The organism is Rhizobium sp. NLR8a, from assembly GCF_019685235.1.
In the GTDB taxonomy this organism is placed as follows: domain Bacteria; phylum Pseudomonadota; class Alphaproteobacteria; order Rhizobiales; family Rhizobiaceae; genus Rhizobium.
Window position 1 is genome coordinate 315,226 of the sequence record NZ_JABDWI010000008.1, and the last position, 25,526, is coordinate 340,751.

The 25,526-nt window shown below is 61.3% G+C and carries 15 protein-coding genes and 1 tRNA gene; 4 read left to right on the plus strand and 12 right to left on the minus strand.

The annotated features are described in order from the left end of the window. Nucleotides 1-152: 152 nt before the first annotated feature. The gene (locus HJC04_RS17670; RefSeq protein ID WP_221146734.1) at nt 153-1,649 is read right to left on the minus strand and encodes a CoA-acylating methylmalonate-semialdehyde dehydrogenase; all 1,497 of its coding nucleotides are present in this window, start codon (nt 1,647-1,649) and stop codon (nt 153-155) included. A 165-nt stretch (nt 1,650-1,814) separates the two neighbouring features. Here HJC04_RS17670 and HJC04_RS17675 point away from each other — a divergent pair, with 165 nt between their 5' ends. Further along, on the plus strand, nt 1,815-2,126 hold the full coding sequence (locus tag HJC04_RS17675; protein WP_210629144.1) for a putative quinol monooxygenase: 312 nt from the start codon (nt 1,815-1,817) through the stop codon (nt 2,124-2,126). After that, nucleotides 2,126-3,007 carry a LysR family transcriptional regulator gene (locus tag HJC04_RS17680; RefSeq protein ID WP_210629145.1) on the plus strand — a complete coding sequence of 294 codons (882 nt, stop codon included), beginning with the start codon at nt 2,126-2,128 and terminating at the stop codon, nt 3,005-3,007. Before HJC04_RS17675 ends, HJC04_RS17680 begins: the two co-directional genes overlap by 1 nt. Here HJC04_RS17680 and HJC04_RS17685 read toward each other — a convergent pair. The 5 genes from HJC04_RS17685 to HJC04_RS17705 all read right to left on the minus strand — a co-directional run bounded on the left by HJC04_RS17685 (nt 3,004) and on the right by HJC04_RS17705 (nt 11,425). After that, nucleotides 3,004-3,171, minus strand: a complete 168-nt coding sequence (locus HJC04_RS17685; protein ID WP_210629146.1) for a hypothetical protein — start codon at nt 3,169-3,171, stop codon at nt 3,004-3,006. The two genes, HJC04_RS17680 and HJC04_RS17685, sit on opposite strands and share 4 nt — an antisense overlap. Nucleotides 3,172-3,207: 36 nt before the next feature. Then, a complete protein-coding gene (locus HJC04_RS17690) occupies nt 3,208-3,645 on the minus strand; it encodes a DUF4174 domain-containing protein (protein WP_210629147.1) in 438 nt (145 codons plus the stop codon). A 262-nt stretch (nt 3,646-3,907) separates the two neighbouring features. Then, the gene (locus HJC04_RS17695) at nt 3,908-9,994 is read right to left on the minus strand and encodes a M10 family metallopeptidase (RefSeq protein ID WP_221146735.1); all 6,087 of its coding nucleotides are present in this window, start codon (nt 9,992-9,994) and stop codon (nt 3,908-3,910) included. Nucleotides 9,995-10,769: 775 nt separating this feature from the next. Next, a tRNA-His gene (locus HJC04_RS17700) sits at nt 10,770-10,846 on the minus strand. Nucleotides 10,847-10,975: 129 nt separating this feature from the next. Continuing rightward, a complete protein-coding gene (locus HJC04_RS17705; protein ID WP_221124214.1) occupies nt 10,976-11,425 on the minus strand; it encodes a phasin in 450 nt (149 codons plus the stop codon). 213 nt (nt 11,426-11,638) lie between these two features. On the opposite strand from HJC04_RS17705, the gene HJC04_RS17710 reads away from it, so the two are divergent. Next, the gene (locus HJC04_RS17710) at nt 11,639-15,433 is read left to right on the plus strand and encodes a PAS domain-containing sensor histidine kinase (RefSeq protein ID WP_221146736.1); all 3,795 of its coding nucleotides are present in this window, start codon (nt 11,639-11,641) and stop codon (nt 15,431-15,433) included. A gap of 255 nt (nt 15,434-15,688) precedes the next feature. On the opposite strand, the gene HJC04_RS17715 is transcribed toward HJC04_RS17710, so the two are convergent. Next, entirely contained in the window at nt 15,689-17,641 is a 1,953-nt protein-coding gene (locus HJC04_RS17715) for an acetoacetate--CoA ligase (protein WP_221146737.1), read from the minus strand. Nucleotides 17,642-17,886: 245 nt separating this feature from the next. Between HJC04_RS17715 and HJC04_RS17720 the strand changes: the two genes are divergently transcribed. Continuing rightward, nucleotides 17,887-19,779, plus strand: a complete 1,893-nt coding sequence (locus HJC04_RS17720) for an AsmA family protein (protein ID WP_221146738.1) — start codon at nt 17,887-17,889, stop codon at nt 19,777-19,779. 29 nt (nt 19,780-19,808) lie between these two features. On the opposite strand, the gene HJC04_RS17725 is transcribed toward HJC04_RS17720, so the two are convergent. The 5 genes from HJC04_RS17725 to HJC04_RS17745 all read right to left on the minus strand — a co-directional run bounded on the left by HJC04_RS17725 (nt 19,809) and on the right by HJC04_RS17745 (nt 25,411). Then, nucleotides 19,809-20,627 (minus strand): ABC transporter permease, encoded by an 819-nt coding sequence (locus tag HJC04_RS17725; protein ID WP_221146739.1) that lies wholly within the window; start codon nt 20,625-20,627, stop codon nt 19,809-19,811. 3 nt (nt 20,628-20,630) lie between these two features. Then, a complete protein-coding gene (locus HJC04_RS17730) occupies nt 20,631-21,542 on the minus strand; it encodes an ABC transporter permease subunit (RefSeq protein ID WP_210629154.1) in 912 nt (303 codons plus the stop codon). Between the two features lie 4 nt (nt 21,543-21,546). Beyond that, nucleotides 21,547-22,689: an ABC transporter ATP-binding protein gene (locus HJC04_RS17735; protein ID WP_210629155.1), complete on the minus strand. Its 1,143-nt coding sequence runs from the start codon at nt 22,687-22,689 to the stop codon at nt 21,547-21,549. 89 nt (nt 22,690-22,778) lie between these two features. Further along, nucleotides 22,779-23,876 carry a polyamine ABC transporter substrate-binding protein gene (locus HJC04_RS17740; RefSeq protein ID WP_064800725.1) on the minus strand — a complete coding sequence of 366 codons (1,098 nt, stop codon included), beginning with the start codon at nt 23,874-23,876 and terminating at the stop codon, nt 22,779-22,781. Nucleotides 23,877-24,001: 125 nt separating this feature from the next. Next, nucleotides 24,002-25,411, minus strand: coding sequence for a short-chain fatty acyl-CoA regulator family protein (locus HJC04_RS17745; RefSeq protein WP_221146740.1), 1,410 nt, complete (start codon nt 25,409-25,411; stop codon nt 24,002-24,004). Between the last annotated feature and the right edge of the window lie 115 nt (nt 25,412-25,526).

Here is a 25,526-nt window from a genome sequence, read left to right on the forward strand (position 1 = left end):
GATCTTTGCTTCCCCCAGCACACTTGCCCAACCACCCTTGATGGGAATCGCGGTGGACGCATTATCTGAAAAGCAAAGAGGCGCAGAAATCAACAACCTTAAATAGAAAACGGGGGCCGAAAGGCCCCCGAATTGCAGATCGATGTGTCCGGTCACTTCATCGTCGGCATGACGAATTCGGCGCCGCTCTTGATGCCGGACGGCCAGCGGGCGGTGACGGTCTTGGTCTTCGTCCAGAACTTGATCGAATCCGTGCCGTGCTGGTTGAGGTCGCCGAAGCTCGATGCCTTCCAGCCGCCGAAGGAGTGATAGGCGAGCGGAACCGGGATCGGAACGTTGATGCCGATCATGCCGATATTGATGCGCGAGGCGAAATCGCGGGCGGCGTCGCCGTCGCGGGTATAGATCGCGACGCCGTTGCCGTATTCGTGCTTCATCGGCAGCGACAGCGCTTCCTCGTAGTTCTGGGCGCGAACGACGGAGAGGACGGGTCCGAAGATCTCGGTCTTGTAGATGTCCATCTCAGGCGTGACGTGATCGAACAGGCAGCCGCCGACGAAATAGCCGTCTTCATAACCCTGGAGCTTGAAGTCGCGGCCATCGACCACGAGCTTGGCGCCTTCCTCGACGCCACGGTCGATGAGGCCGCGAACGCGGTTATAGGCTTCCTTGGTGACGAGCGGGCCCATGTCGGCCTTGTCGTCGGTATAGGGGCCGATGCGCAGCGACTCGATCTTCGGCGTCAGCTTCTCGACGAGGCGGTTGGCGGTCTCTTCGCCGACCGGAACGGCAACCGAGATCGCCATGCAGCGCTCACCGGCCGAACCGTAGCCCGCGCCCATCAGCGCGTTGACGGCCTGGTCCATATCGGCATCCGGCATGATGATCATGTGGTTCTTGGCGCCGCCGAAGCACTGGGCGCGTTTGCCGTTCATCGCCGCCGTGCCGTAGACGTAGCGGGCGATTGGCGTGGAGCCGACGAAGGAAACGGCGCCGATATCCGGATCGGTGAGGATGGCGTCGACGGCGCCCTTGTCGCCGTTGACGACATTGAGGATGCCCGCCGGAAGACCGGCCTCGATCATCAGTTCGGCAAGACGGATCGGCAGGGAGGGATCACGCTCGGAAGGCTTCAGGATGAAGGCATTGCCGCAGGCGATCGCCGGCGCGAACATCCACATCGGGATCATGCCGGGGAAATTGAAAGGAGTGATGCCGGCGCCGATGCCGACCGGCTGGCGGATCGAATACATGTCGATCGCCGGACCCGCGCCCTCGGTGAACTCACCCTTGGCGAGATGCGGGATGCCGCAGACGAATTCGCAGACTTCGAGGCCGCGAATGACGTCGCCCTTGGCGTCTTCGATCGTTTTGCCGTGTTCCTTCGAAATCAATTCGGCAAGTTCGTCCATATGCTTGTTCAGGAGCTCGACGAACTTGAAGAAGACGCGAGCGCGGCGCTGCGGGTTGGTGGCAGCCCATTTCGGCTGCGCGGCCTTGGCGTTCTCGACGGCGGCGCGAAGCTCCTCGACGCTGGCGAGGGCGACGGTCGCCTGCACTTCGCCGGTCGCCGGATTGTAGACGTTGCTGACCCGGCCGCTGGTGCCGGCGACCTGCTTGCCGCCGATGAAATGTCCGATCTCACGCATGAATGTTCCTCCTGTTTGGATGGCCTACATTCGCACTTCAATTTGCACAAATCAACGCGATGATATAAGCAACCGTTGTGCACAATTTATAGTTCTGATGCAGGCGCTGCTGCTCCCAAACTTGGAGCGGCATGCGGACAAGTCAAACTCAGGGAGGGTCAATCGATGAGCCAAAATCCGGTCGTGCGAATGGCGGATGTGGCGATCGCCGCCGACAGGCTCGACGCCTATCGGGCATTGCTGACGGAGGAGATCGAGGCTTCGGTCACGCTGGAAGAGGGTGTCCTTTCACTCAGCGCTGTTTCCATCCGAGAGGCTCCAAACCGCGTTCGTATTCTCGAAGTCTACGCCGACCAGGAGGCCTATGAGGCGCATCTGCGGACACCGCATTTCCTCAAATATAAGAGCGAGACGGCCGGCATGGTGACGTCGCTGACGCTGATCGATGTCGATCCCATTGCAATGCGGGCCAAGTGATGAACTGGGACGACGTTCGCATCTTCCTCGCCATCGCCCGAACCGGCCAGATCCTCGCCGCGTCAAAGCGATTGGGGCTTAACCACGCCACGCTTTCACGTCGGCTGACCTCACTCGAAGAGGCGCTGAAGACGCGGCTCTTCGTGCGCCGGACGAATGGCTGCGAGCTGACGGCTGAAGGCGGCATCTTCCTTAATGCCGCCGAGCGGATGGAAACCGAAATGCTCGCGGCGCAGGCCAATCTCGGCCACACCGACACGGCGATTGCCGGGACGGTGCGCGTCGGCGCACCCGATGGTTTCGGCGTCTCCTTCCTGGCACCCCGCATGGGCAGGCTGATCGAGCGCCATCCGGAGCTGAAGATCCAGCTCGTGCCGGTGCCGCGCTCCTTCTCGCTGTCGCAGCGTGAGGCCGATATCGCCATCACGCTGGAACGTCCCGAACAGGGCCGGCTCGTCTCCTCCAAGCTGACGGACTATACACTCGGCCTCTATGCCTCGCGCGACTACATCGCCTCGAACGGCAGACCCGGCGATGTCGAAGCGCTGAAGGCGCATCCGCGCATCGGCTATGTCGAGGATCTGATCTTCACCGCCTCGCTGAATTTCTCCGGCGAGGTAATGCGCAGCTGGGACGCCGGCTTTGAAATCTCGACGGCGATTGGCCAGACGGAGGCGGTGCGATCAGGCGCGGGTATCGGCATCCTGCACGATTATATCGCCCGACAATATCCGGAACTGCAGCGCATCCTGCCTGACATTTCGATCCGACGGGCTTATTGGACGACCTATCACGAAACCGCGCGCGACCTCGTCCGCGTCCGCAGTGTCGTCGACTTCCTACAGGAACTCGTCCGTGCCGAGCGCCACATCTTCCTTTAAATTCCCGAAACGTGCTTGGCCGGCTCGTCGTTCTCATCGGGGTTGGGAACAGGAGCTTCGTCGGGGAGTCGGTCCGGCTCCGGTTCGGTGATCGGCGGCACCGGCTTCCAGCCGGGCGCCGGCATCGGCGGCTGATCGGGAATGGGTTCGTTGGGCACGGACATGACCGCCTCCCTTTATGTTTGCGATGTTCGTCGGGACTATTTGTCCGACTTCAGCGTCTCGGCAGCGCGCATCGGCATGCTGTCGATGATGGCGAAGAGCTCGCCATTGGTGATCGGCTCGCTGACCTTGAGCTTGACGGTGCCGTCCTTGCCGACAAGGAAGGCGGCGAATTCACCGGTCTCCGGCGCATCGAGATCGCGGCGGATCACTTCGCCGTCGAGGCCATCGGCGGCGCCGAAAAGCGCCCGCACCTTGCCGCCCGAGACCTTCAGCACCACCATATCGCGCTCATCGACCGCGCTGCGGTCGGCCAGCAGCTGGTTTTCCTGGCGCGCCGCGCGGGCATTGTCCCTGTCGGCGAAAAGAATGAAGACGCGATTCTTCCACTGGAATGCGGCCAGGCTTTCGATCGGCGAATAGGCGCCGTTCGTCTCGTCGATCTTGGTCGCGCCGTAGAGCAGCGTTTTCGACATGCGTATTCTCCCGTCAGCTTGGAGAACGGTGAGGGATGGCATGGGTTCCATTTAATCGACAGGATCCTGGTTTCGAGCCTGCACCTGCAGATTGCACGCTGCACTTTTGCGCGACATGCTCTCTAACCCCGCTGCCGTGCCTACCGTTGATCGAAAGAGCTACGCCCGCACCGACGTCCGTCAATATCCGCCGGACTTGATTCACGCCGTTACGGGTTCAGCCCCTTCCCGAAAAAAATGCGCCGCGAGGTCCGAGCAAGGATCACGCAAAGAAGAAGTCCCACGAATGCAGGCTTGAAAGAGCAACATTTGTTAGCGTTATGGTGTTGTCGGCATCGGCTCTGATAATTGTATCATTCCCGGACTGCTCAGTTGCCGCAAAAAGCGATTCCCAGTTGGCGAAAATGCTGTCATCGATCGAGATCACGTCACTTGCTGAGCCGGTTGCGACGAAGTTTGTGATCGTATCATGGCCCCAGTTCGGCGAGTAAATGAAGACGTCGGTTGCCGCTCCGCCAGTGAGGGTATCATTGCCGGCACCCCCCGTTAGCGTATTCGAACCACTGCCGCCGACGATAATGTTGTCCAGCGCATTCCCTGTTCCGACGATAGACGTCCCAGATCCGATAAAGGTGAGGTTCTCGACATTGGCCCCCAGTGTATAGCTCGCCAGTGTCGTGCGAACCGTATCGGTCCCGGCGTCAGCAGCTTCGGCGACGATGTCGCCGGCATTGTCGACGATGTAGGTGTCGTTGCCCGCACCACCGATCAAGGTGTCCGCACCTGCTGCGCCATTCAGCGTGTCATTGAAGGCGCCGCCGGTGATCGTATTATCAAGCGCGTTGCCGGCGCCGGTGAAGCTGGCGGAGCCGGTATAGGTCAGGTTCTCGACATTGTTGCCGAGCGTATAGCTGGCAAGCGCCGTCCGGACCGTATCCGTCCCTTCATTGACATTCTCGATCACCACGTCGGTTGCGATATCGACCACATAGATGTCGTCGCCAATCCCACCCAGCATCGTGTCGGAACCAGCCCCGCCGATCAATGTGTCATTGCCCGCAGCGCCTATAAGCTTGTCGGCGGCGACACCACCTGTGATGACGTTGTCGAGCAGATTCCCTGCCCCGGTAAAGGCTGCCGTTCCGATATAGGTGAGGTTCTCGACATTGGCCGCCAATGTGTGGGCACTCAGGGTCGTGCGAACCGTGTCGATCCCCTCATTGGCGTTCTCGGTGACGAGGTCGCCGGCATTGTCGACGATATAGGTGTCGTCGCCAACACCACCGATCAAACGATCGGCCCCGCCCCCGCCATTCAGCGTATCGTTGCCGACGCCGCCCGAAAGCGTATCGGCGGCAGCGCCACCCGTGATCACGTTGTCGAGATCATTGCCCGTTCCGGCAAAGGCTACCGTACCGATATAGGTCAGGTTCTCGACATCGCTGCCAAGCGTATAGCTTGCCAATGTCGTGCGAACCGTGTCGGTTCCCTCGTCGGCAGCTTCGGTGACGATGTCACCGGCATGGTCGACGATATAGGTGTCATCGCCCGCACCGCCGATCAAGGTGTCCGCACCTGCCCCACCATTCAGCGTGTCATTGAAGGCGCCGCCGGTGATCGTATTATCAAGCGCGTTGCCGGTGCCGGTGAAGCTGGCGGAGCCGGTAAAGAGCAGGTTCTCGACATTGTTGCCGAGCGTATAGCCGGCAAGCGCCGTCCGGATCGTGTCCGTCCCTTCATTGACATTCTCGATCACCACGTCGGTTGCGATATCGACCACATAGATGTCGTCGCCCGTTCCGCCCGACATCGTGTCGGAACCGACGCCGCCGATCAATGTGTCGGTGCCGGCGCCGCCGTTCAACGTGTCATTGCCGATGCCGCCGTCAAGCGTGTCGTTGCCGGCGCCGCCGATGATCGTGTTGACGAGCGCATTGCCGGTGCCGGTGAAGCTGCCGGATCCCGTATAGAGCAGGTTCTCGACATTGTTGCCGAGCGTATAGCTTGAAAGCGCCGTCTTGATCAGATCGGTTCCTGCATTCAGCCCTTCGGTGACCACGTCGCCAACGTCATCGACAAGATAGGTGTCGTTGCCCGCACCGCCGATCAAGCTGTCCGCACCGGCCTTCCCATCCAGGGTATCGGCACCTGCCCCGCCCAGAATGGTGTTGTCGAGATCATTGCCCGTTCCGGCAAAGGCTACCGTGCCGATGCCGATATAGGTGAGGTTCTCGACATCGCCGCCAAGCGTATAGCTTGCCAATGTCGTGCGAACCGTGTCGGTTCCCTCATTGGCGGCTTCGGTGACGCTGTCGCCGACATTGTCGACGATGTAGGTGTCGTCGCCCGCACCGCCGATCAAGCTGTCCGTACCGGCTCCGCCATTCAGCGTATCGTTGCCGGCGTCGCCCGAAAGCGTATCGGCGGCAGCGCCACCCGTGATCGAGTTGTCGAGATTGTTGCCGGTGCCTGCAAACGGCCCCGTGCCGGCAAAGCTCAGGTTCTCGACATTGGCAGCAAGCGTATAGCTCGCCAGGTTGGTTCGAACCGTGTCGGTTCCCTCGTCAGCAGCTTCGGTGACGATGTCGCCGGCATTGTCGACGATGTAGGTGTCGTTGCCCGCACCACCGATCAAGGTGTCCGCACCTGCTGCGCCATTCAGCGTGTCATTGAAGGCGCCGCCGATGATCGTATTATCAAGCGCGTTGCCGGTGCCGGTGAAGCTGGCGGAGCCGGTATAGGTCAGGTTCTCGACATTGTTGCCGAGCGTATAGCTGGCAAGCGCCGTCCGGACCGTGTCCGTCCCTTCATTGACATTCTCGATCACCACGTCGGTTGCGATATCGACCACATAGATGTCGTCGCCAATCCCACCCAGCATCGTGTCGGAACCAGCCCCGCCGATCAATGTGTCATTGCCCGCAGCGCCTATAAGCTTGTCGGCGGCGACACCACCTGTGATGACGTTGTCGAGCAGATTCCCTGCCCCGGTAAAGGCTGCCGTTCCGATATAGGTGAGGTTCTCGACATTGGCCGCCAATGTGTGGGCACTCAGGGTCGTGCGAACCGTGTCGATCCCCTCATTGGCGTTCTCGGTGACGAGGTCGCCGGCATTGTCGACGATATAGGTGTCGTCGCCAACACCACCGATCAAACGATCGGCCCCGCCCCCGCCATTCAGCGTATCGTTGCCGACGCCGCCCGAAAGCGTATCGGCGGCAGCGCCACCCGTGATCACGTTGTCGAGATCATTGCCCGTTCCGGCAAAGGCTACCGTACCGATATAGGTCAGGTTCTCGACATCGCTGCCAAGCGTATAGCTTGCCAATGTCGTGCGAACCGTGTCGGTTCCCTCGTCGGCAGCTTCGGTGACGATGTCACCGGCATGGTCGACGATATAGGTGTCATCGCCCGCACCGCCGATCAAGGTGTCCGCACCTGCCCCACCATTCAGCGTGTCATTGAAGGCGCCGCCGGTGATCGTATTATCAAGCGCGTTGCCGGTGCCGGTGAAGCTGGCGGAGCCGGTAAAGAGCAGGTTCTCGACATTGTTGCCGAGCGTATAGCCGGCAAGCGCCGTCCGGATCGTGTCCGTCCCTTCATTGACATTCTCGATCACCACGTCGGTTGCGATATCGACCACATAGATGTCGTCGCCCGTTCCGCCCGACATCGTGTCGGAACCGACGCCGCCGATCAATGTGTCGGTGCCGGCGCCGCCGTTCAGCGTGTCATTGCCGATGCCGCCGTCAAGCGTGTCGTTGCCGGCGCCGCCGATGATCGTGTTGACGAGCGCATTGCCGGTGCCGGTGAAGCTGCCGGATCCCGTATAGAGCAGGTTCTCGACATTGTTGCCGAGCGTATAGCTTGAAAGCGCCGTCTTGATCAGATCGGTTCCTGCATTCAGCCCTTCGGTGACCACGTCGCCAACGTCATCGACAAGATAGGTGTCGTTGCCCGCACCGCCGATCAAGCTGTCCGCACCGGCCTTCCCATCCAGGGTATCGGCACCTGCCCCGCCCAGAATGGTGTTGTCGAGATCATTGCCCGTTCCGGCAAAGGCTACCGTGCCGATGCCGATATAGGTGAGGTTCTCGACATCACCGCCAAGCGTATAGCTTGCCAATGTCGTGCGAACCGTGTCGGTTCCCTCATTGGCGGCTTCGGTGACGCTGTCGCCGACATTGTCGACGATGTAGGTGTCATCGCCTGCACCGCCGATCAAGCTGTCCGCACCGACTCCGCCATTCAGCGTATCGTTGCCGGCGTCGCCGGTGATCGTGTTGGCGAGCGCATTGCCGGTGCCGGTGAAGCTGGCGGATCCAGTGTAGGTGAGGTTCTCGACATTGACCAAGGCGGCGATCGAGTAGGCTGCAAGCGCCGTGCGGATTTCGTCGGTGCCGGCGCTGACCGCCTCGTTGATCACGTCGCCCGCACTGTCGACCATATAGATGTCGTTGCCGCCGCCGCCATTCAGCGTGTCATTGCCGGCGCCGCCGTCCAGAACATCGTTGCCAGCGCCGCCGGTGATCGTATTGGCGATGCTGGTTCCAGTCCCGGTAAAATCGCCGGTGCCGATGAAGGTCAGGTTTTCGACATTGGCATTGATGGTCAAGGCATAGGAAGAAAGCGTCGTCTTGATCAGATCGCCTCCTTCATTCAGCCCTTCGGTGATCACGTCGGCAAGGGTATCGACAATATAGGTGTCGTTGCCCGCACCGCCGATCAAGCTGTCCGCACCGCCCTTCCCGTCCAAGGTGTCGGCACCTGCCCCGCCCCTGATCGTATTGGCAAGGTCATTGCCCGTCCCGGTAAAGGCTGCCGTGCCGATATAGGTGAGGTTCTCGAGATTGGCGGCAAGCGTATAGCTTGCCGATGTCGCGCGAACAGTGTCGATCCCCTCATTGGCGGCTTCGGTGACGCTGTCGCCAACATTGTCGACGATGTAGGTGTCGTCGCCCGCACTACCGATCAAGGTGTCCGCACCAGCCCCGCCATTCAGCGTGTCGTTGAAGGCGCCGCCGGTGATCGTGTTGGCGAGCGCATTGCCGGTGCCGGTGAAGCTGGCGGACCCTGTGTAGGTCAAGATCTCGACATTGTCGCGGAGCGTATAGGTTGAAAGCGCCGTCTGAACGGTGTCCGTCCCCTGGTTCGCACTCTCGATCACAAAATCGAAGTTATCGTCGACGGCATAGAGATCGTTGCCCGCCCCGCCCACCATCCAATCGGAACCAACTCCGCCGATCAATGTGTCAGCGCCGGCGCCGCCATAAAGCGAATCATTCCCGGCATTGCCCCAAAGCGTATTGTTCGCTTCGTTGCCTGTGATGTTGTCGTTGCCGGAGCCGGCCTGAACGTTCTCGATCAAGGACGCAACGTTGCCGTGAAACAGAAGCGCGTTGAAAATGTTGCCGCGGGCGTAGCCATTGTTCGGACCACCCCACAGATCGGCCAACTGGTCCTGGGAAAAGACCGAGTATCCGCCTGCTCGCAGGTCGATCTTGAGGGCGGTGGTATAAGCGCTCAAATCATAGGTATCGATACCGCCACCGTCCCAGATTGTTGCGAAGATCCGGTTGGCATCGGGCGTGATGGCCGCCACTCCGTTGACATAGGTGATGCCTTCGTCGGGATTCCACTTGTAGACGGTATCGCCACTGTTCGTGGTGTAGTCCGCACCATACATTTCCTGCAGGGCGGCGATGTCGAGCATCATGAAGGTTTGCGGCGCGCCATCATGCTCATACTTGTACCCACTCAAATTGTCTCCGACATAGGTGCGGTAGGTCATGATCGTGTATTCGACCGAGTCATACGCACTCGGAACAACTGTCGTATTGGCGTCATCCGGTTCATGAGCATGCTTCAAACCGAGAGCGTGACCCAACTCATGCGCCACGGTGTGGCCCGCATAGTTGCCGAACCCCGGAAAGCGAAGGTCATCTTCTGTGCCGGCATATTCGGTTCCGAACCAGACATCGCCGCTGTAGCTGCGATTACCCGGATAATAGGTCCATGCCGTCGGAGGCAGGGACGACTGAGCGAAGCGCACGGATGCGGTATCGGCGCCTCCCGCCTCAAAGTTCGCGTTCGTAAATCCCTCAACCGAAAAGCCGTCATTTGCCGCGTTTCCGTAGGATTGCTCCATAAGAAACAAGGCTGCAGACTGCTGTTGCGAAGAAATCGACGAGAAGTCGAAATCTTTCTCGCCCTCATAGGAATACGATGTCGAAAGGGTGGGAAACGCATAGGTTATCGTGCCGTCCCAGGCAACGCCGCTGATAAGCCCGTCAATTCTCTGATCCCCAGTCGTGTCGACGTACTTAATAAAAGTAATGAGGTTCGTCATAAAATCCCCGTTTGCCTATTCCATTTCGGCCGCGCCTAATGCCAATTTCCTCTGCTCCATTTGAAGAGGAAATTCAACCAAAAGCTTTATTTATATTCGAGAAGGTTTTTGATCTTGGCGACTAGCGCTTATGAGGCGCTTCCACCGCAACCTCTAACAAAGGCTAGAAGACATATTCCAGGATCCTGCGCCCTGCCCGTCCGAACCTGCGCAATTGCTCGCATGACGGCACTTAAATTGAAGTTACGGTCATCTGCTAAAATTTAGTAAGTCTCCACGCTTATCGGGAAAACGAGGTCCGAATTGTTTAAGCGCCCCTGAATGTTGTCTACGCCTCTCTTGCCACGGATCGGCTTCGCGGTTCGCATCCTTGGCAATTTTGCTTGCGTGGGGCATCGTTCCGGATCAAGTGGCGGATTGTTGCAATTGCGGAGCTCGCTGCTGCGTGCCGCATATGTGGCTCACCCAGAGGTATGGCACCATACGAGTGGGTTGTGCTTCCTGAATGTTCGAGCTGATGTGGCAAATAGGCAGCAAATTCGCCGGAAGCGTAGGCTCTTTTTAAGCGCTGCTCACTTTGCCTTCGGGATGTTGCCATCTGGTCAGGAGAGGCGCCTCGCCTACCATCCCATACGTGAAAGCCCGTGCTTTTTGGCAAGGCAAGCCAGCCTCGGTGCGGCATCACTACAGATACAGTCAAACGTCTGTACGTTTTTCGGTCGAAATGACGTCAGCCAGAACGATTTGTCTGATAGGGAGCTGACCTAGAGAGAAATGGTACGGTTGGGGGGTCTCGAACCTCCGACCTCAGGTGCCACAAACCTGCGCTCTAACCAACTGAGCTACAACCGCATAAATCACGTTTGACGCGACGGGGGTCACATACGAGGACTTGGCGATGAATTCAAGTCCCATTCCTCATCAATATACAAAAAGGCCGGACGCGGGGTCCAGCCTTTTGTCACGCAATGGTAAAACCGATCAGGCAACCTTGAAGGATGCCATGGCCTTTTCGGCGGCTTCCTTGGAGGGCTTTGCGAGCTTTTCGGCAACCTGCTTGGTGGTTTCCTGGATCGACTTCGCCTGTTCGACGGCGAGTTCGGCCTGCTTGCGCAGGAAGGAGGTCTGCAGTTCGAAGAATTCAGCCGGGGACTTGACGCCGAGCAGTGCTTCCATGTGCGAGAGCGAGCTCTCGGCGTTGACGCGCAGGACGTCGATCGCCTTCAGGCCGATCTCGACGGTGCCGGCCTGTGCCGTCTGGACGGTGGCTTCGAGCGTCTTGCCGGCTTCCTCGCCAGCGGTCTTCAGCTTGGCATAGGCGTCTTTCGACTGCTGGGCGCCCTTTTCAGCGAATTCGCGGAAGGATTCAGCCAGCTTGGACGGGTCGAAAGAAGCGATTGAAAAAACATCATCGGTCTTTATGGTAGCCATGGGTCGCATTCCTTTGGGCTAAGGCAGTTGCTGCCTGCGATCATCGAATGACGTCTATATAGAATATTTCATTGTGCATTGCAACATAAATTGTGCGACGCACAAGTCGTTAACCCTTTCGGCTGAAAGCACCCCGCTGTTCTGGACCGGCGTGCGACCTGCAGTTATTAATAAGCCGTTAATTTAGAAGGCCGACAGCGACAAGGTTTGATCATGCCCGCAGTCCAATATCCGTTCATCGATATCGCCGTGCATGCGCGGGTGCGGGAACGCTTTTCGCGCGGCGAGGCCATGGTGCTATTTTCGGCCGATCTTGCCCGCCTGCTCTGGGCAAACGGCGCAGGCGCGGAGCTTTTCGGCCATTCGGCGGTCTACGACCTGCTCGACCAGGGAGCCGATCGCACCGACATCACCTTTCGCCAGCTGGAAACGGCGGCGCGTCAGCTCGCCGATATCGGCGACAACAGAAGCCTGATGATCCGGGTCGCCAAGGGCTTCCAGCGCCTGCAGGTGCAGGCGGCGGCCGAACTGATCCGGCTTTCATCAGGCGAGAAGGCTATTCTGTTTTCCGTGCCGGTGTCGGCAAGGCCGCTAACGGCGGGCGCTGCGGCGGCCCAGATGCTGCAAGGTCTCGATGATCCCGACACGCATATGGCCGTCATCGGCGCCAATGGCGAGGTCATCGCGGCCTCGCCCGGCTTCGCCTCGCTCGCCATATCAGGTGAGACCGCAAAGGCCTTGATCAATCTTGCCGGCGCGCATCCCGATCGCCTGGTGAAGCGCCCGGTCGCCACCGGCAGGGGTTATCTTCCGGCAGCAGTCGGCAGGCTCAGCGACGAGCCGGCGCTCAATCTGCTCTTTGCCGTGGAAACCGCGATCGGTCATCTGGATCCGACCGATGCGCCCGTGCTCGACGCAGTCGATGCACCCCCGCAGGCGGCTGACGCGCCGGCGAGGGAAGAAGGCACGTCGTCATCCGAACTTCCTCCGCAAGAGGCGGCTGCGGCGACCGGCTTCGGCGAGATCGTCAATGCCGTCTCGGGAATCGAAGAGGTCGAGGAGACACTGGAGGAGATCGCCGACGACCGGGAACAGCCGGCCGAGGCGGCTGCCACCACCGCAGAGGCGGCGGTTGCGGACGAGAATCCGACCGCAACCGAAGCGGCGGAGAACGACGACGCGACCGAGAGCCGCATGGATGAGGCCGACGAGCCCGCGGCGCCCGTCGATGAGGCCGCGAGCCATTCCGCCGACGAGACGGCGGAAGCGACCGCGATGGCGGGGACACCCGCCAAGACCAGCCAAATGCCGCGCGATGAGGCGCCGGACGCCGCGCGCGAAGAGCCGGCCATCGCAGCCGACGCGCCCCCTCCCGCGTCGCTTGCGCCCGAGCCTGGTTTCGTCTTCAGGCCGAACAGCCGCGCCACCCGCTTCGTCTGGAAGATCGATGCGGAAGGCCGGTTCAACGAAGTCAGTCACGAATTTGCCGAGGCCGTCGGTCCGCATGCATCCGCTATCATCGGCTCTGCCTTCAGCGACATCGCCGCTCTCTTCAATCTCGACCCCGACGGCAAGATTTCCGAGGCCCTTGCGCGCCGCGACACATGGTCGGGGAAGACGATCCTCTGGCCGGTCGAAGGCACCAGCCTCGTCGTTCCGGTCGATCTCGCCGCACTGCCGACCTATACCCGCAGCCGCGACTTCGACGGCTTCCGCGGCTTCGGCGTCGTCAGGCTTTCCGATACGCAGGAGGATCCGCTGGCGCTCGGCCTGACGCTTGGCCCGGACGGTGTCGGCCATGATGCGGCAGGCCCCGGCCCGGCGGCCGACGCTATCAGCGAACCGGCACACGAGATTGACGCCGCGCCCGAAGCGGCCCCGGCAGAAACGATCGCGGCGGACGTGATCGAGGACCACCCTCAGATCGAAGAGACGCCTTTCGAAGCGGCCGGAGGGGAGGCCGGCTTCGAGCCGCCCACCCGGGAGAGCGCCGCCGAAGAGGTGCAGGAGAGCGCCGGTGAAGGGCTGGCGGCCGATGCCGCAGACGAACCCCCGGCGCTTCGCATCGTGGAAACGCCCAATCGCCGTTCCACCGACAAGGTGGTGCAGCTTCACAGCACAGGCGCCGCATTGACGGCCGCCGAACAGGCGAACTTCCGCGAAATCGCCAAGCGCCTGGAAGCCTTCGGCGCCCGCAGGGAGGAGCCCGACACCCCGGCGCCGACGGGCACCACCGCCACGGAACCGGCGGCTTTCGAAGAAAGCGCGGCGCCCGAAGCCTTCACCGGCGAAACGCCCGGCGCCGATACGGCCGACACAGCTTCGGCCGAGGAGATTGCGCCGCAGGAAGCGATCTTCGAGAAGGCGGCCGAGTCGTTGCGCGAAGACGGCGCCGCGGAAGAACCCGCCGCCATCACCGAGGACGAGGCGACGGAAGGGCTCGAGGAGACGGTCAGCCAGATCGAGGTTCTCACAAGCTTCATCCCGCCGCGCGTGAAGATGATTGACGGGCTTTCGGCCGGAACGGTCGACCAATTGCCCGTCGCGGTGCTTATCCATGTCGGCGATGCGCTGATCCATGCCAATCCCGAATTCATGCGGCTGACGGGCTACCAGTCGCTCGACGCGCTGCGTGAGGTTGGCGGTATCGAAGCCCTGCTGCAGCGGCGCGAACTTGAGGAAAAGGCAGCCGGTTCCGGCACCATGATGCTGGTCAAGGCCGACGACACGCTGACACCGGTGACTGCGCGGCTGCAATCGGTGCGCTGGGAAGATGCCAATGCTCTGATGCTGGCGCTGATGCCGGTGGAAGGCAAGGAGGATGGCCGCGGCGACAGCAACCGGTCCGAAGCGCGTCCGGAGCGGATGGTCGAGAAGGTCGCCAAGCTTCAGGTCGAGGTCGAGGAATTGCGCTCGATCCTGGAAACGGCGACCGACGGCGTCGTCGTCATCGGCACCGAGGGCGATATCCGTTCGATGAACCGGTCGGCGAGCGCGCTGTTCAATTACGACGAGCAGGAGACGCGCGGCAAACCCTTCGTCATGCTGTTTGCCCATGAGAGCCAGAAAGCCGTCCTCGACTATCTGAACGGCCTTGCCGGCCACGGCGTGGCAAGCGTGCTGAACGACGGGCGCGAAGTGATCGGCCGCGAGGCCGGCGGCGGCTTCGTGCCGCTGTTCATGACGATGGGCCGGCTTACCTCCTCGAACGGTTATTGCGCCGTCATCCGCGATATCACCCAGTGGAAACGCACCGAGGATGAGCTGCGCAATGCCAAGGGCGCGGCCGAAACCGCCAACGCCCACAAGACCGATTTCCTCGCGCGCGTCAGCCATGAAATCCGCACGCCGCTCAACGCCATCATCGGCTTTTCCGACATGATGGCCGGCGAGCGCTTCGGTCCGATCGGCCATCCCCGATATATCGAATATGCCAACGATATCGGCCGCTCCGGCCGGCACGTCCTCGATATCGTTAACGATCTCCTCGATATTTCGAAGATCGAGGCGGGCGAGATGGATCTTGACTTCGCCGCCGTCGGCCTCAACGAGGCGGTCTCAGAGGCCGTCGCCCTCGTCCAGCCGCAGGCAAACGGCCAGCGCGTCATCATCCGCACGGCGCTGTCCCATTCGGTGCCCGAGGTCGTAGCCGATCTGCGCTCGATCAAGCAGATCGCGCTCAACATCCTGTCGAACGCCATCCGCTTTACGCCGTCTGGCGGACAGATCGTCGTTTCCACCTCCTACGAGGCGAATGGCAGCGTGGTGTTGAGGGTTCGCGATACCGGCATCGGCATGACGCGCGCCGAACTCGACCATGCGATGAAGCCGTTCCGCCAGGTCTCCTCGACCCAGTCACGCCATCGCGGCGACGGCACCGGGCTCGGCCTGCCGCTGACCAAGGCGATGGTGGATGCCAATCGGGCGACATTCTCGATCAATTCGGCGCCGAACGAAGGCACGCTTGTCGAGATCACCTTCCCGTCGCAACGTGTGCTGGCTGGCTGATCCCTATCGACGGGGCAGAGCCGCCGGAACGCTGCACGGCAGGCAAAAAAGAGGCAGCCGGAGGCTGCCTTGAATGGGTGCTGTTCAACAAGAGCTCAGTCGATCAACGTCATGTTTCGTAAGCCCGGAGGCTTCAGGCCGCCTCGTTCATGTGCGGCCCCCAAGTTGTTTCACCTTTGACAAAGGTTTCTTAACGAAAGGTTTCCATGACAGGGGATTGCTGAATGGTGAAAGCTTGTGGTTTACGGCTCCTTATCAGTCCCTCAGTTCACTCAAATCAGCGAAGAGCCGCAGCGCTTCCGGATTGGCGAGCGCCTCCTGGTTTTTCACCGGCCGGCCATGAACGACCTCACGCACTGCAAGCTCGACGATCTTGCCGGATTTGGTGCGGGGAATATCGGCAACCGCGATGATCTTTGCCGGCACGTGCCGCGGCGAGGCGCCGGCGCGAATACGCGCCTTTATCGCCTTGACGAGATCCTCGGTCAGCGTCACACCTGAGGCAAGGCGGACGAAGAGGATGACACGCACGTCGTCATCCCATTCCTGGCCGATACACAGTGCCTCGGCCACCTCGTCCATCTGTTCCACCTGGTTGTAGATCTCGGCCGTGCCGATGCGCACACCGCCGGGGTTGAGCGTCGCATCCGAGCGGCCATGGATGACGAGGCCGCCATGCTCTGTCCATTCGGCAAAATCGCCGTGGCACCAGACATTGTCGAACCGCTCGAAATAAGCGGCGCGATATTTGGCGCCATCAGGATCGTTCCAGAACATCACAGGCATGGAGGGGAAGGCCTTGGTGCAGACGAGTTCGCCCTTCTCACCGCGAACCGGCTTGCCGCCATCGTCCCAGACGTCGACCGCAAGACCGAGACCAGGACCCTGGATCTCGCCGCGCCAGACCGGCTGCAGCGGATTGCCCAGCACGAAACAGGAAACGATATCGGTGCCGCCTGAGATCGAAGCAAGCTGCACGTCCGCCTTGATGCCCTCATAGACGAAGGTGAAACCCTCGGGTGACAGCGGAGAACCGGTGGAGGTCATCAGCCGGAGGCTGGAAAGATCGTGGCTTTTGCGCGGCGTCAGCCCGCCCTTGCGCACCGCATCGATATATTTTGCCGAGGTGCCGAAAATTGCGAATTTTTCCGCCTCGGCATAGTCAAACAACACATTGCCGTCCGGTGCAAAGGGCGAACCGTCGAACAGGCAGAGCGCGGCGCCGCTGGCGAGCCCGCTGACCAGCCAGTTCCACATCATCCAGCCGCAGGTGGTGAAGTAGAAGAGCTTCTCGCCCGCCTGCAGGCCGCAATGCAGCCGGTGCTCCTTGAGATGCTGCAGCAGCGTGCCGCCGGCCGAATGCACGATGCATTTGGGCACACCGGTCGTGCCTGAGGAAAAGAGGATGTAGAGCGGGTGGGCGAAAGCAAGCGGCGTGAAGGCGATCTCCTTGGCCTCGTAGGGCGCAATGAAGGCTTCCAGCGTCGAAGCCCCTGATGTCTTGCCCGCCACTGCCTCGGCATCGCCGGCATAGTGGACGACGACCGTGGGGACACCGAGGCTTTTCGCCACCGCGGCAACCTTGGGGCCAACGTCCTGCAGCTTGCCGGAATACCAATAGGCGTCGCAGGCGATGAAGAGCCGGGGACCGATCTGGCCGAAGCGGTCGAGCACGCCCTGCTCGCCGAAATCGGGAGAGCAGGATGACCAGATGGCGCCGATCGAGGCGGCGGCCAACATGCAGGCGATGGTCTCCGGCATGTTGGGCATCATGGCGGCGATGCGGTCGCCCTTGCCGATGCCGAGTGCCGCGAAGGCCTGCTGCAGCTTGGAGACCTGCGCGCGCAGCCGATCCCACGACCAACGGTCTTCGGCCTTGTCCTCGCCGCGGAAAATGATGGCGTCGGCCTCGCCGCGGCCGGGCAGCAGGTTTTCGGCGAAATTCAGCGTCGCATCGGGAAAGAAGCGGGCCTCCAGCATGCGGTCGCCGTCGACGAGCACCCGTGCGCCGCGTTCTCCCTTTACGCCGCAGAAATTCCAGACGCTCGACCAGAACTTCTCCCGCTCGGCCACCGACCATGCGTGCACATCCTCAAAGCCTGCAAGCGAGAGGCCGAATTCTCTATTGCAACGCTCGATGAAGGCATGGATCGGGCTTGTTGCAACGGTCTCGGCCGAGGGCACCCAAAGTGGCTTGTTATCCTGCATTCATTCTTCCTCCCCAATCCCGTCCTTATATCATGCTGCATTGCATTATAAAGTGCGACCGCCCGATCCCAAGCCTAAACGCGTCGCATAAACCGGATTCATGCGACGCGGTTCGGCTCTTCGTTTTATGATGTCGTAGTCTTGGAACCGTTGCACGCTTCCAGGCGACATGCATTGGATTTGCATAGGCCTGATATTTCATATATCGGGCGAAATCAGCGCATAACCGGTAACCGGCAGAGATCATGAGCACGTCTAGACATCGCAGGTGGCGCAGGAAAATCGGGCCCGTTTCGCGCTGGCTTCCGGCCTTCGCCCGCATGTCGACGCTGTTTCTGCTGGTTGCGCTTGCACTGTTCGTGGCCCTCAGGGTCGCAGCGCCCTATCTCATCACGACGGGTTTCGTGCGCTCCGGCATCGAGGATGCGCTGTCGAAATGGACGGGCTACCATGCCGAGATCAAGGGTAATCCGGTTCTCGAATTCTGGCCGACGCCGCGCATCACGCTGAACCAGGTCACCATCCGCCAGCCGCGCGAAAGCGGCGACAAGCTGCTCGGCAGTATTGAAAGCCTGTCGGCGGATTTCAGCCTCATCGATGCGCTGAGAGGCCGGACGAGTTTCCACGAATTCCATCTGCTGCGGCCCAACCTGGCGCTGACGCGTGACGAGAACGGCCTGATCGACTGGAGTTACGCCGGCCTGCTTGCCCGCGCGATCAGCGGCGTGCGCTACGAAAACGGGGCTGAGATGCTCGATCCCGCTCTCGATGCCGAGATCGGTGCGGTGACCGTCGAGGACGGCACGCTTGCCGTCACCGACGTCAAGAGCGCCAAGACTTACAATTTTGACAGCGTCACGGCCGACATCGGCTGGCCACGGCTCTCGGGCGCGATCTCGGCTGTCGTGATCGCCCGTATCAACGGCGTGGACCTGAAGGTGGATTTCGCCTCGCGCCAGCCGCTGCTCGCCTTTGCCGGCAAGAGCGCCGAGACGCGGACATCGCTGACGTCAAACCTGCTGACGGCCCGTTTTCAAGGGATCGCCAGCATCGCCAGCCTTTCGGCGCTTTCCGGCAATATCGCCGTCAGCATTCCCGATGTGCCGGCGTTTCTGACATGGTCGGGCAGATCGCTCCCCGGCGTCGGCACGCTGAAGAGCGCCTCGCTGGAATCCGACATCATGTCATCGGGCAGCGGGCTGCGTTTCAACGATCTCAGCCTGTCGCTGAACGAGGCGAGCGCCACCGGCGTGATGGACCTTACGACTAGGGCCGGCAGACGGCCGAAGATCGGCGGCACGCTCGCCTTCGACCAGATGAACCTGAAGCCGTTCCTCGACGCTTTCGCGCTGCGATTGGCGGCGGGTGAGGCGGAGGAAATCTCCACCGGCATCAGCGCACCGCTGCAACTGCTCGACGTCGACGTCAGGCTTTCGGCGCGGCGCGCTGAGATGGGCCGCTTCGAGCTTTCCGATGTCGGCGCCAGCATGATCGTCACCGGCGGCGAGGCCAAGTTCGATATCGGCGACAGCGGCTTCGAAGGCGGCGAAATGACGGCGCATCTGGAGGCGACGCGGCGCGACTTCGACGGCGGCGGCAAGCTGCAGCTGTCGATCCGCGATGCCGACTTCGCCGGCCTTGCCGAGCGTCTGCAGCTCAAAGGACCGCTGCCGCTTGCGACGGGATCGCTCGATCTCGACCTGCAGTCGTCGAAGGCGATCTGGACGGCCGGTCTTGCCGACGTCACCGGCAAGCTGCATTTCTGGACGAAGGAAGGCACGATTCCCGGCGTCGACTCCGGCGCGCTCAGGACACAGGCGGCCCAAAAGCCGTTCTTTCCACTGAGTGCCGCAGCCGGCAGCGCTTTCGCGTTCAACCAGTTGGAACTTCGGGCCGATTTCGCCAACGGCTCCGCCGAAATCCATGACGCCCATGTTGTCGGGCCGACGCAGACGCTGGCGCTTTCCGGCGTGGTCACCTATCAGTCCAACGGGCTGGCGCTTTCCGGTTCTCTGGAGGCGACCGATCCGGCCAAGGCGGCAGAGCTGCCGCTTCTGCCGTTCTTCGTGGGCGGCTCATGGCCGAATCCGGTGATCTCGCCGGTTCCGCTTTTTGGCGGCACGCCCCACGCGCAATAAAGAGCCCTGCGTCCAAGGCGACATGCCGCTCAGGCGCCGGCTGCCGCCGCCCGCTCGTCGCGCTCGCGCTGCACTTCCCGCCGCTTGGTGATCACGGATGCGCAGATAACGCCGACCGCGACGGTGGCGATCAGGATCGTGCAGATCGCATTGATCTCAGGCGTTACCCCAAGGCGCACCTGGCTATAGATCTTCATCGGCAGCGTGGTTGCGCCGGGGCCGGAGGTGAAGCTTGCAATGACGAGGTCGTCGAGCGACAGCGTGAAAGCCAGGATCCAGCCCGAAAACACCGCCGGCGAGATGATCGGCAGCGTGATCTCGAAGAAGGTCCGCACCGGCGGCGCGCCCAGATCCTGCGCGGCTTCCTCGATCGACTGGTCGAAGCTCAAGAGCCGTGATTGCACGACGACGGCGACGAAGCACATGGTCAGCGTCGTATGCGCCAGCGTAATGGTCCAGAAGCCGCGGTCGAGGCCGATTGCGACGAAGAGCAGCAGCAGCGACAGACCGGTGATGACTTCGGGCATGACGAGCGGCGCATAGACCATGCCTGAAAAGAGCATGCGGCCGCGGAAGCGGGTATAGCGCACCAGCGTTAGCGCCGCCATCGTGCCGAGGATGGTCGCAAAGGTGGCCGACAGCAGACCGACACGGATCGTTACCCAGGCGGCATCGAGCAGGGCCTGGTTCGAGAGCAGCGACGCATACCATTTGGTGGAGAAGCCGCCCCAGACGGTGACGAGTTTCGATTCGTTGAAGGAAAAGACCACCAGCAGCACGATCGGCAGATAGAGGAAGGCAAAGCCGAGCACGACGGAGATGATGTTGAAACGGGTCCATCTCAGCATGGCTTATTTCCCCCGCTCTTCGGCCTTGGCCTGCGCATTCTGGAAGAAGACGATCGGAATCACCAGGATCATGAGCAGGATGGTTGCGACCGCCGAGGAGACCGGCCAGTCTCTGTTCGCGTTGAATTCGTTCCAGAGCGTCTTGCCGATCATCAACGTCTGCGAACCGCCGAGAAGATCGGGAATGACGAACTCGCCAACGGCAGGGATGAAGACCAGCATGCAGCCGGCAACCACGCCGGGGATCGACAGCGGGAAGGTGACGCGCCAGAAGGCCTGGGTCGGCGTGCAGCCGAGATCCTGCGCTGCCTCGATCAGCGTGCCGTCCATCTTTTCGAGCGCCGAATAGAGCGGCAGCACCATGAAGGGCAGATAGGAATAGACGATGCCGATATAGACGGCGGTGGTGGTGTTGAGGATGATCAGTGGGATGTCGATTACATGCAGCGACAGGAGGAGCTGGTTCAGCAGCCCTTCGGGCTTCAGGATGGCTATCCAGGCATAGACGCGGATCAGGAAGCTCGTCCAGAACGGCAGGATGACGAGCATCAAAAGTGTCGGGCGGATGCGCCGCGGGGCCTGCGCCATGCCATAGGCGATCGGATAGGCGATCAGCAGCATCAGGAAGGTCGAGACCGCCGCGATGATGACGCTCGAGAGATAAGCGTTGAAGTAGAGCGGATCGTCGGTGAGATAGCCGTAATTATCCAAGGAGAAGGTCGAGACCTTGCTCCAGAAGGCACTCCAGCCATCGGCAAAGGAGAAGACCGGCTCATAGGGCGGGATGGCGATCGCCGTCGTCGACAGGGAAATGCGGAAGACGATGAAGAACGGCGCCAGAAAGAAGAGCAGCAGCCAAGCGTAGGGGATGATGATGACGAGGCGGTTGTAAAGGCGCGATGCGAAGGTTTCCATAACCTCAATCCTTCAGCAGCACGCCGCCATTCTCGTCGAACGAAACCCAGACGTCCTGATCATAGGTGAACGGGTCTTCGACGGAACGCTGCGCGTTGAGGGAAGAAGCTCTGACGAATTTGCCGCTCGGCAGCTTGATATGGAAGACGGTCATGTCGCCGAGATAGCCGATATCCCAGATCTCGCCTTTGGCGGCATTGACCGAGGCATTCGCGGGGGCCGTGCGTGCCACGCGGATCTTTTCCGGGCGGATGGCAAAACCGACCGTTTTGCCGACGGCCGGCGTCTCGGTGGCGGCCGTCCGGATCGTCAGGCCGGTTTCGACCGAAATCTCGACCGCGCCGTTTTCCGACGTCGTCACCTTGCCGTCGAAGATATTCACGTCGCCGATGAAGTCCGCGACGAAGCGGGAATTCGGCGCCTCGTATATTTCGGCCGGCGTTGCCACCTGCACGACCTTGCCGTGGCTCATGACCGCGATGCGGTCGGCCATGGTCATCGCCTCTTCCTGATCGTGGGTGACCACAACGAAGGTGAGACCGAGCGTCTGTTGCAGGTCCATCAGTTCGAACTGAGTTTCCTCGCGCAGCTTCTTGTCGAGCGCGCCAAGCGGTTCGTCGAGCAGCAGCACTTTCGGGCGTTTGGCGAGCGAGCGGGCGAGCGCAACGCGCTGGCGCTGACCGCCGGAGAGCTGGTTCGGTTTGCGTGAGGCAAACTGCTCGAGCTTTACGAGCTTCAGCATCTGCGTCACGCGCTCAGTCATTTCGTCCTTCGGCATGCCGTCCTGCTTGAGGCCGAAGGCGATATTCTTCTCGACGGTCATATGCGGAAAAAGCGCGTAAGACTGGAACATCATGTTGACCGGCCGCTTGTAGGGCGGCGTGCCGGCGAGGTCGGTGCCATCGAGGATGATTTCGCCCGAGGTCGGCTGCTCGAAGCCGGCGAGCATGCGCAGAAGCGTCGACTTGCCGCAGCCGGACGCACCGAGCAGCGCGAAGAACTCACGGTGATAAATGTTCAGCGACAGATCATCGACGGCGGTGAAATTGCCGAAGCGCTTGGTGACATTCTTGAAGGCTATGAAGGGTTTTGCAGAAGGGTCGGTCCAGGGTGCGAAGGCGCGGCGGATATTGCCCAAAGATTTCATAATATTCCCCGAATATAAGTTTTCAGCCGGCCTCCACCCCGGGCCGGTAATGAAAGGCCCGGACGTTTCCGTCCGGGCCTGGCATCGACTTACTGGCCGGTCACGACCTTCGTCCAGATTCGCGTTGCCGTGCGCTGCGTCTTCGGATCCCACGGCTTGACGGTGAAAAGGTTCTTCATCACCTCGTCGGTCGGATAGACCGCCGGATCTTCCAGCACTTCCTTGCTGACGAACTGCTGCGAGGCCTTGTTGCCGTTGGCATAGAAGGTGTGGTCGCTCGCCTTGGCGATGACCTCGGGCTTCATCAGGTAGTTCAGGAATTCATGCGCTTCGGCCACGTGCTTGGCATCGGCGGGGATTGCCATCATGTCGAACCACATCTGAGCGCCCTGCACGGGGATCGAATAATTGACCTCGACGCCGTTCTTGGCTTCGGCCGCGCGGTCGCGGGCCTGCAGCATGTCGCCGGAATAACCGAAGGCAATGCAGATGTCGCCATTGGCAAGGGCGTTGATATATTCGGACGAGTGGAACTTGCGGATATAGGGGCGCACCGCCGTCAGCAATGCCTCGACCTTCTTGAAATCCTCGGCCTTGGTGGAGTTCGGATCGAGGCCGAGATAACGCAGCGCCGTGGTCATCACGTCCTTCGGCGTGTCGAGCACGTAGATGCCGCAGTCCTTGAACTTTTCGGCGACCTTCGGATCGAAAATCACTTCGAGACCGGGCTTGGCGTCAGGCCCGAGGATTTCAGCGACCTTCTTGACGTTATAGCCGATACCGTCGGTCCCCCACATGTAATCGACGGCGTATTCGTTGCCCGGGTCATAGGAAGCGGTGCGCTGCTGGATCACGTCCCACATGTTGGAAAGGTTCGGCAGCTTCGACTTGTCGAGCTTCTGGAAGACGCCTGCCTGGATCTGGCGCTGCAGGAAGTCGGCGGTGGGAACGACGACGTCATAACCGGTGCCGCCGGCAAGCAGCTTGGTTTCCACCGTCTCGTTCGAATCAAAGGTGTCGTAAACGACCTTGATGCCGGTTTCCTTGGTGAAGTCGGCAAGGATGCTGTCGTCGATATAATCCGACCAGTTGTAAACGTTGACGACGCGCTCCTGCGCAACGGCCGGCGCGGCGGCAAGGAGCGCGGCGATGGCTGCGGCCGTCACGGTTGCGATGGTTGACCTCATGACTTCTCCTGTTTGTTCGAAGAGCCCGCATCCGCGAACCTCTTTTCCCTCTGGTTTTGCCCCGCAGACTAAGAAGGAATTTCTAACCCCACAAGCGCAAAAACTGCGCTTTCAATCATTTCACCTCACTGGAAGTCGAAGGCGCTGAGGCCCGCCACCATCTCGTCGAGCCCGAGCGGCCGCGTTACCGGCGGCTCAGCGCGGGAAAGGCAGCCGCGCCGCTCGCAAAGACGACAGGCTGAGCCGATCGCAACCGGATCGAGCGCCGCCGCCTGCCCGTAGACCACGCCATCCGCGAGGGCGGCATCGCAGCCGATCAGAATCGCGGTGCGTCTGATCCTTTCCCCGAATTCGACGCTCGGCCCCTCCAGGGTGCGCGCGACCGTCAGGAAGGAGGCGCCATCCGGCATGACGACGGTCTCGGCGAGAATCTGGCCCGGCTGCAGGAAGGCGGCATGGATATTGAGCTTTGGACAGCCGCCGCCGAAACGGGCCTGCGGAAAGCCCTGGGCGCCGGCGCGCCGCAGCCGATGGCCGGCCGCATCGATCTCGACCAGGAAGAAGGGGATGGCTGCCGCCCCAGGTCGCTGCAGCATCGTCAGACGCGTTGCCGCATGGCCGAAGGAGACGCCGAAACGCGCGCGAAGAATATCGATGTCGTAACGCGTCGCCTTAGCCGCCGACAGGAAGGCCTCGTAGGGCATTGCCAGCGCCAGGGCCGCAATGCGGGCAAGCTCGAAGCGGGCGATGCGGCGCGCCTCGGCGGAAGAAAGCGAGAGATCGTCGAGCTCGGCATCGATGGCCGGCAGCAAGGCAAGGTTTGCGACCTCGACTGAGATTTCGTGCGCACGATCGGCCGGCGACAGCCGTTCCGAAATGAAAAGCCGCATCGAATGCCGATCGAAACGGCGGCGCAGATCCGGCATGACGTGCACGGGCAAGACGCGCACAGCAATGCCGCGTTCGGCGCGCAGCCAGTCCTTCAGCCCCGCCGCAAGATCGAGGCCGCCGGGCACCGTCGCAGCAAAGGCTTCCGCCGCGGTCTCGATCCGTCCGAAATAGCCCGATCGGCGCTCCAGCGTCTCGCGCAGCTCGTCCAGCGGCAGCCGGCCGGCGGCAACGGGCGCATGCCCTTCGGCCGCCATCAGCGCCGTCAGATCGGACAGCCGCGCGGCCTGTTCGCGGTAGGCGCGATAAAGCTTGATCATGCCGCTTGCGGCATTCGGCGCCGCCTCGGCCACCTCCACCAATTCCTGGTCGCCAGGCAGTTCGCCTGATAGCAGCGGGTCGGCGAAGACCTCCTTCAGCTGCCCGAGGCTGCCGCCGGTCTGCCCCCGCAACTCCTCCAGATCGACCCGGTAGACGGCCGCAAGCTTCAGGAGCAGCTGCACCGTCAACGGCCGCTGGTTGCGCTCGATGAGGTTCAGGTAGGAAGGCGAAATCTCCAGCGCCTCGGCCATGGCGGTCTGCGTCAGCGCCAGCGCATTGCGGATGCGCCGCAGTTTAGGGCCTGCGAAGATCTTCCGTTCCGCCATGTCACACCTTTGACAAAGAACAGGAGCGTTTAATTTACAAAATTTTACAAATTCACAGCGCCCCTCTGTCAATCCTCGTCATCTTAACCTCTTTCCAGTGCAGAAATCAAAGGTT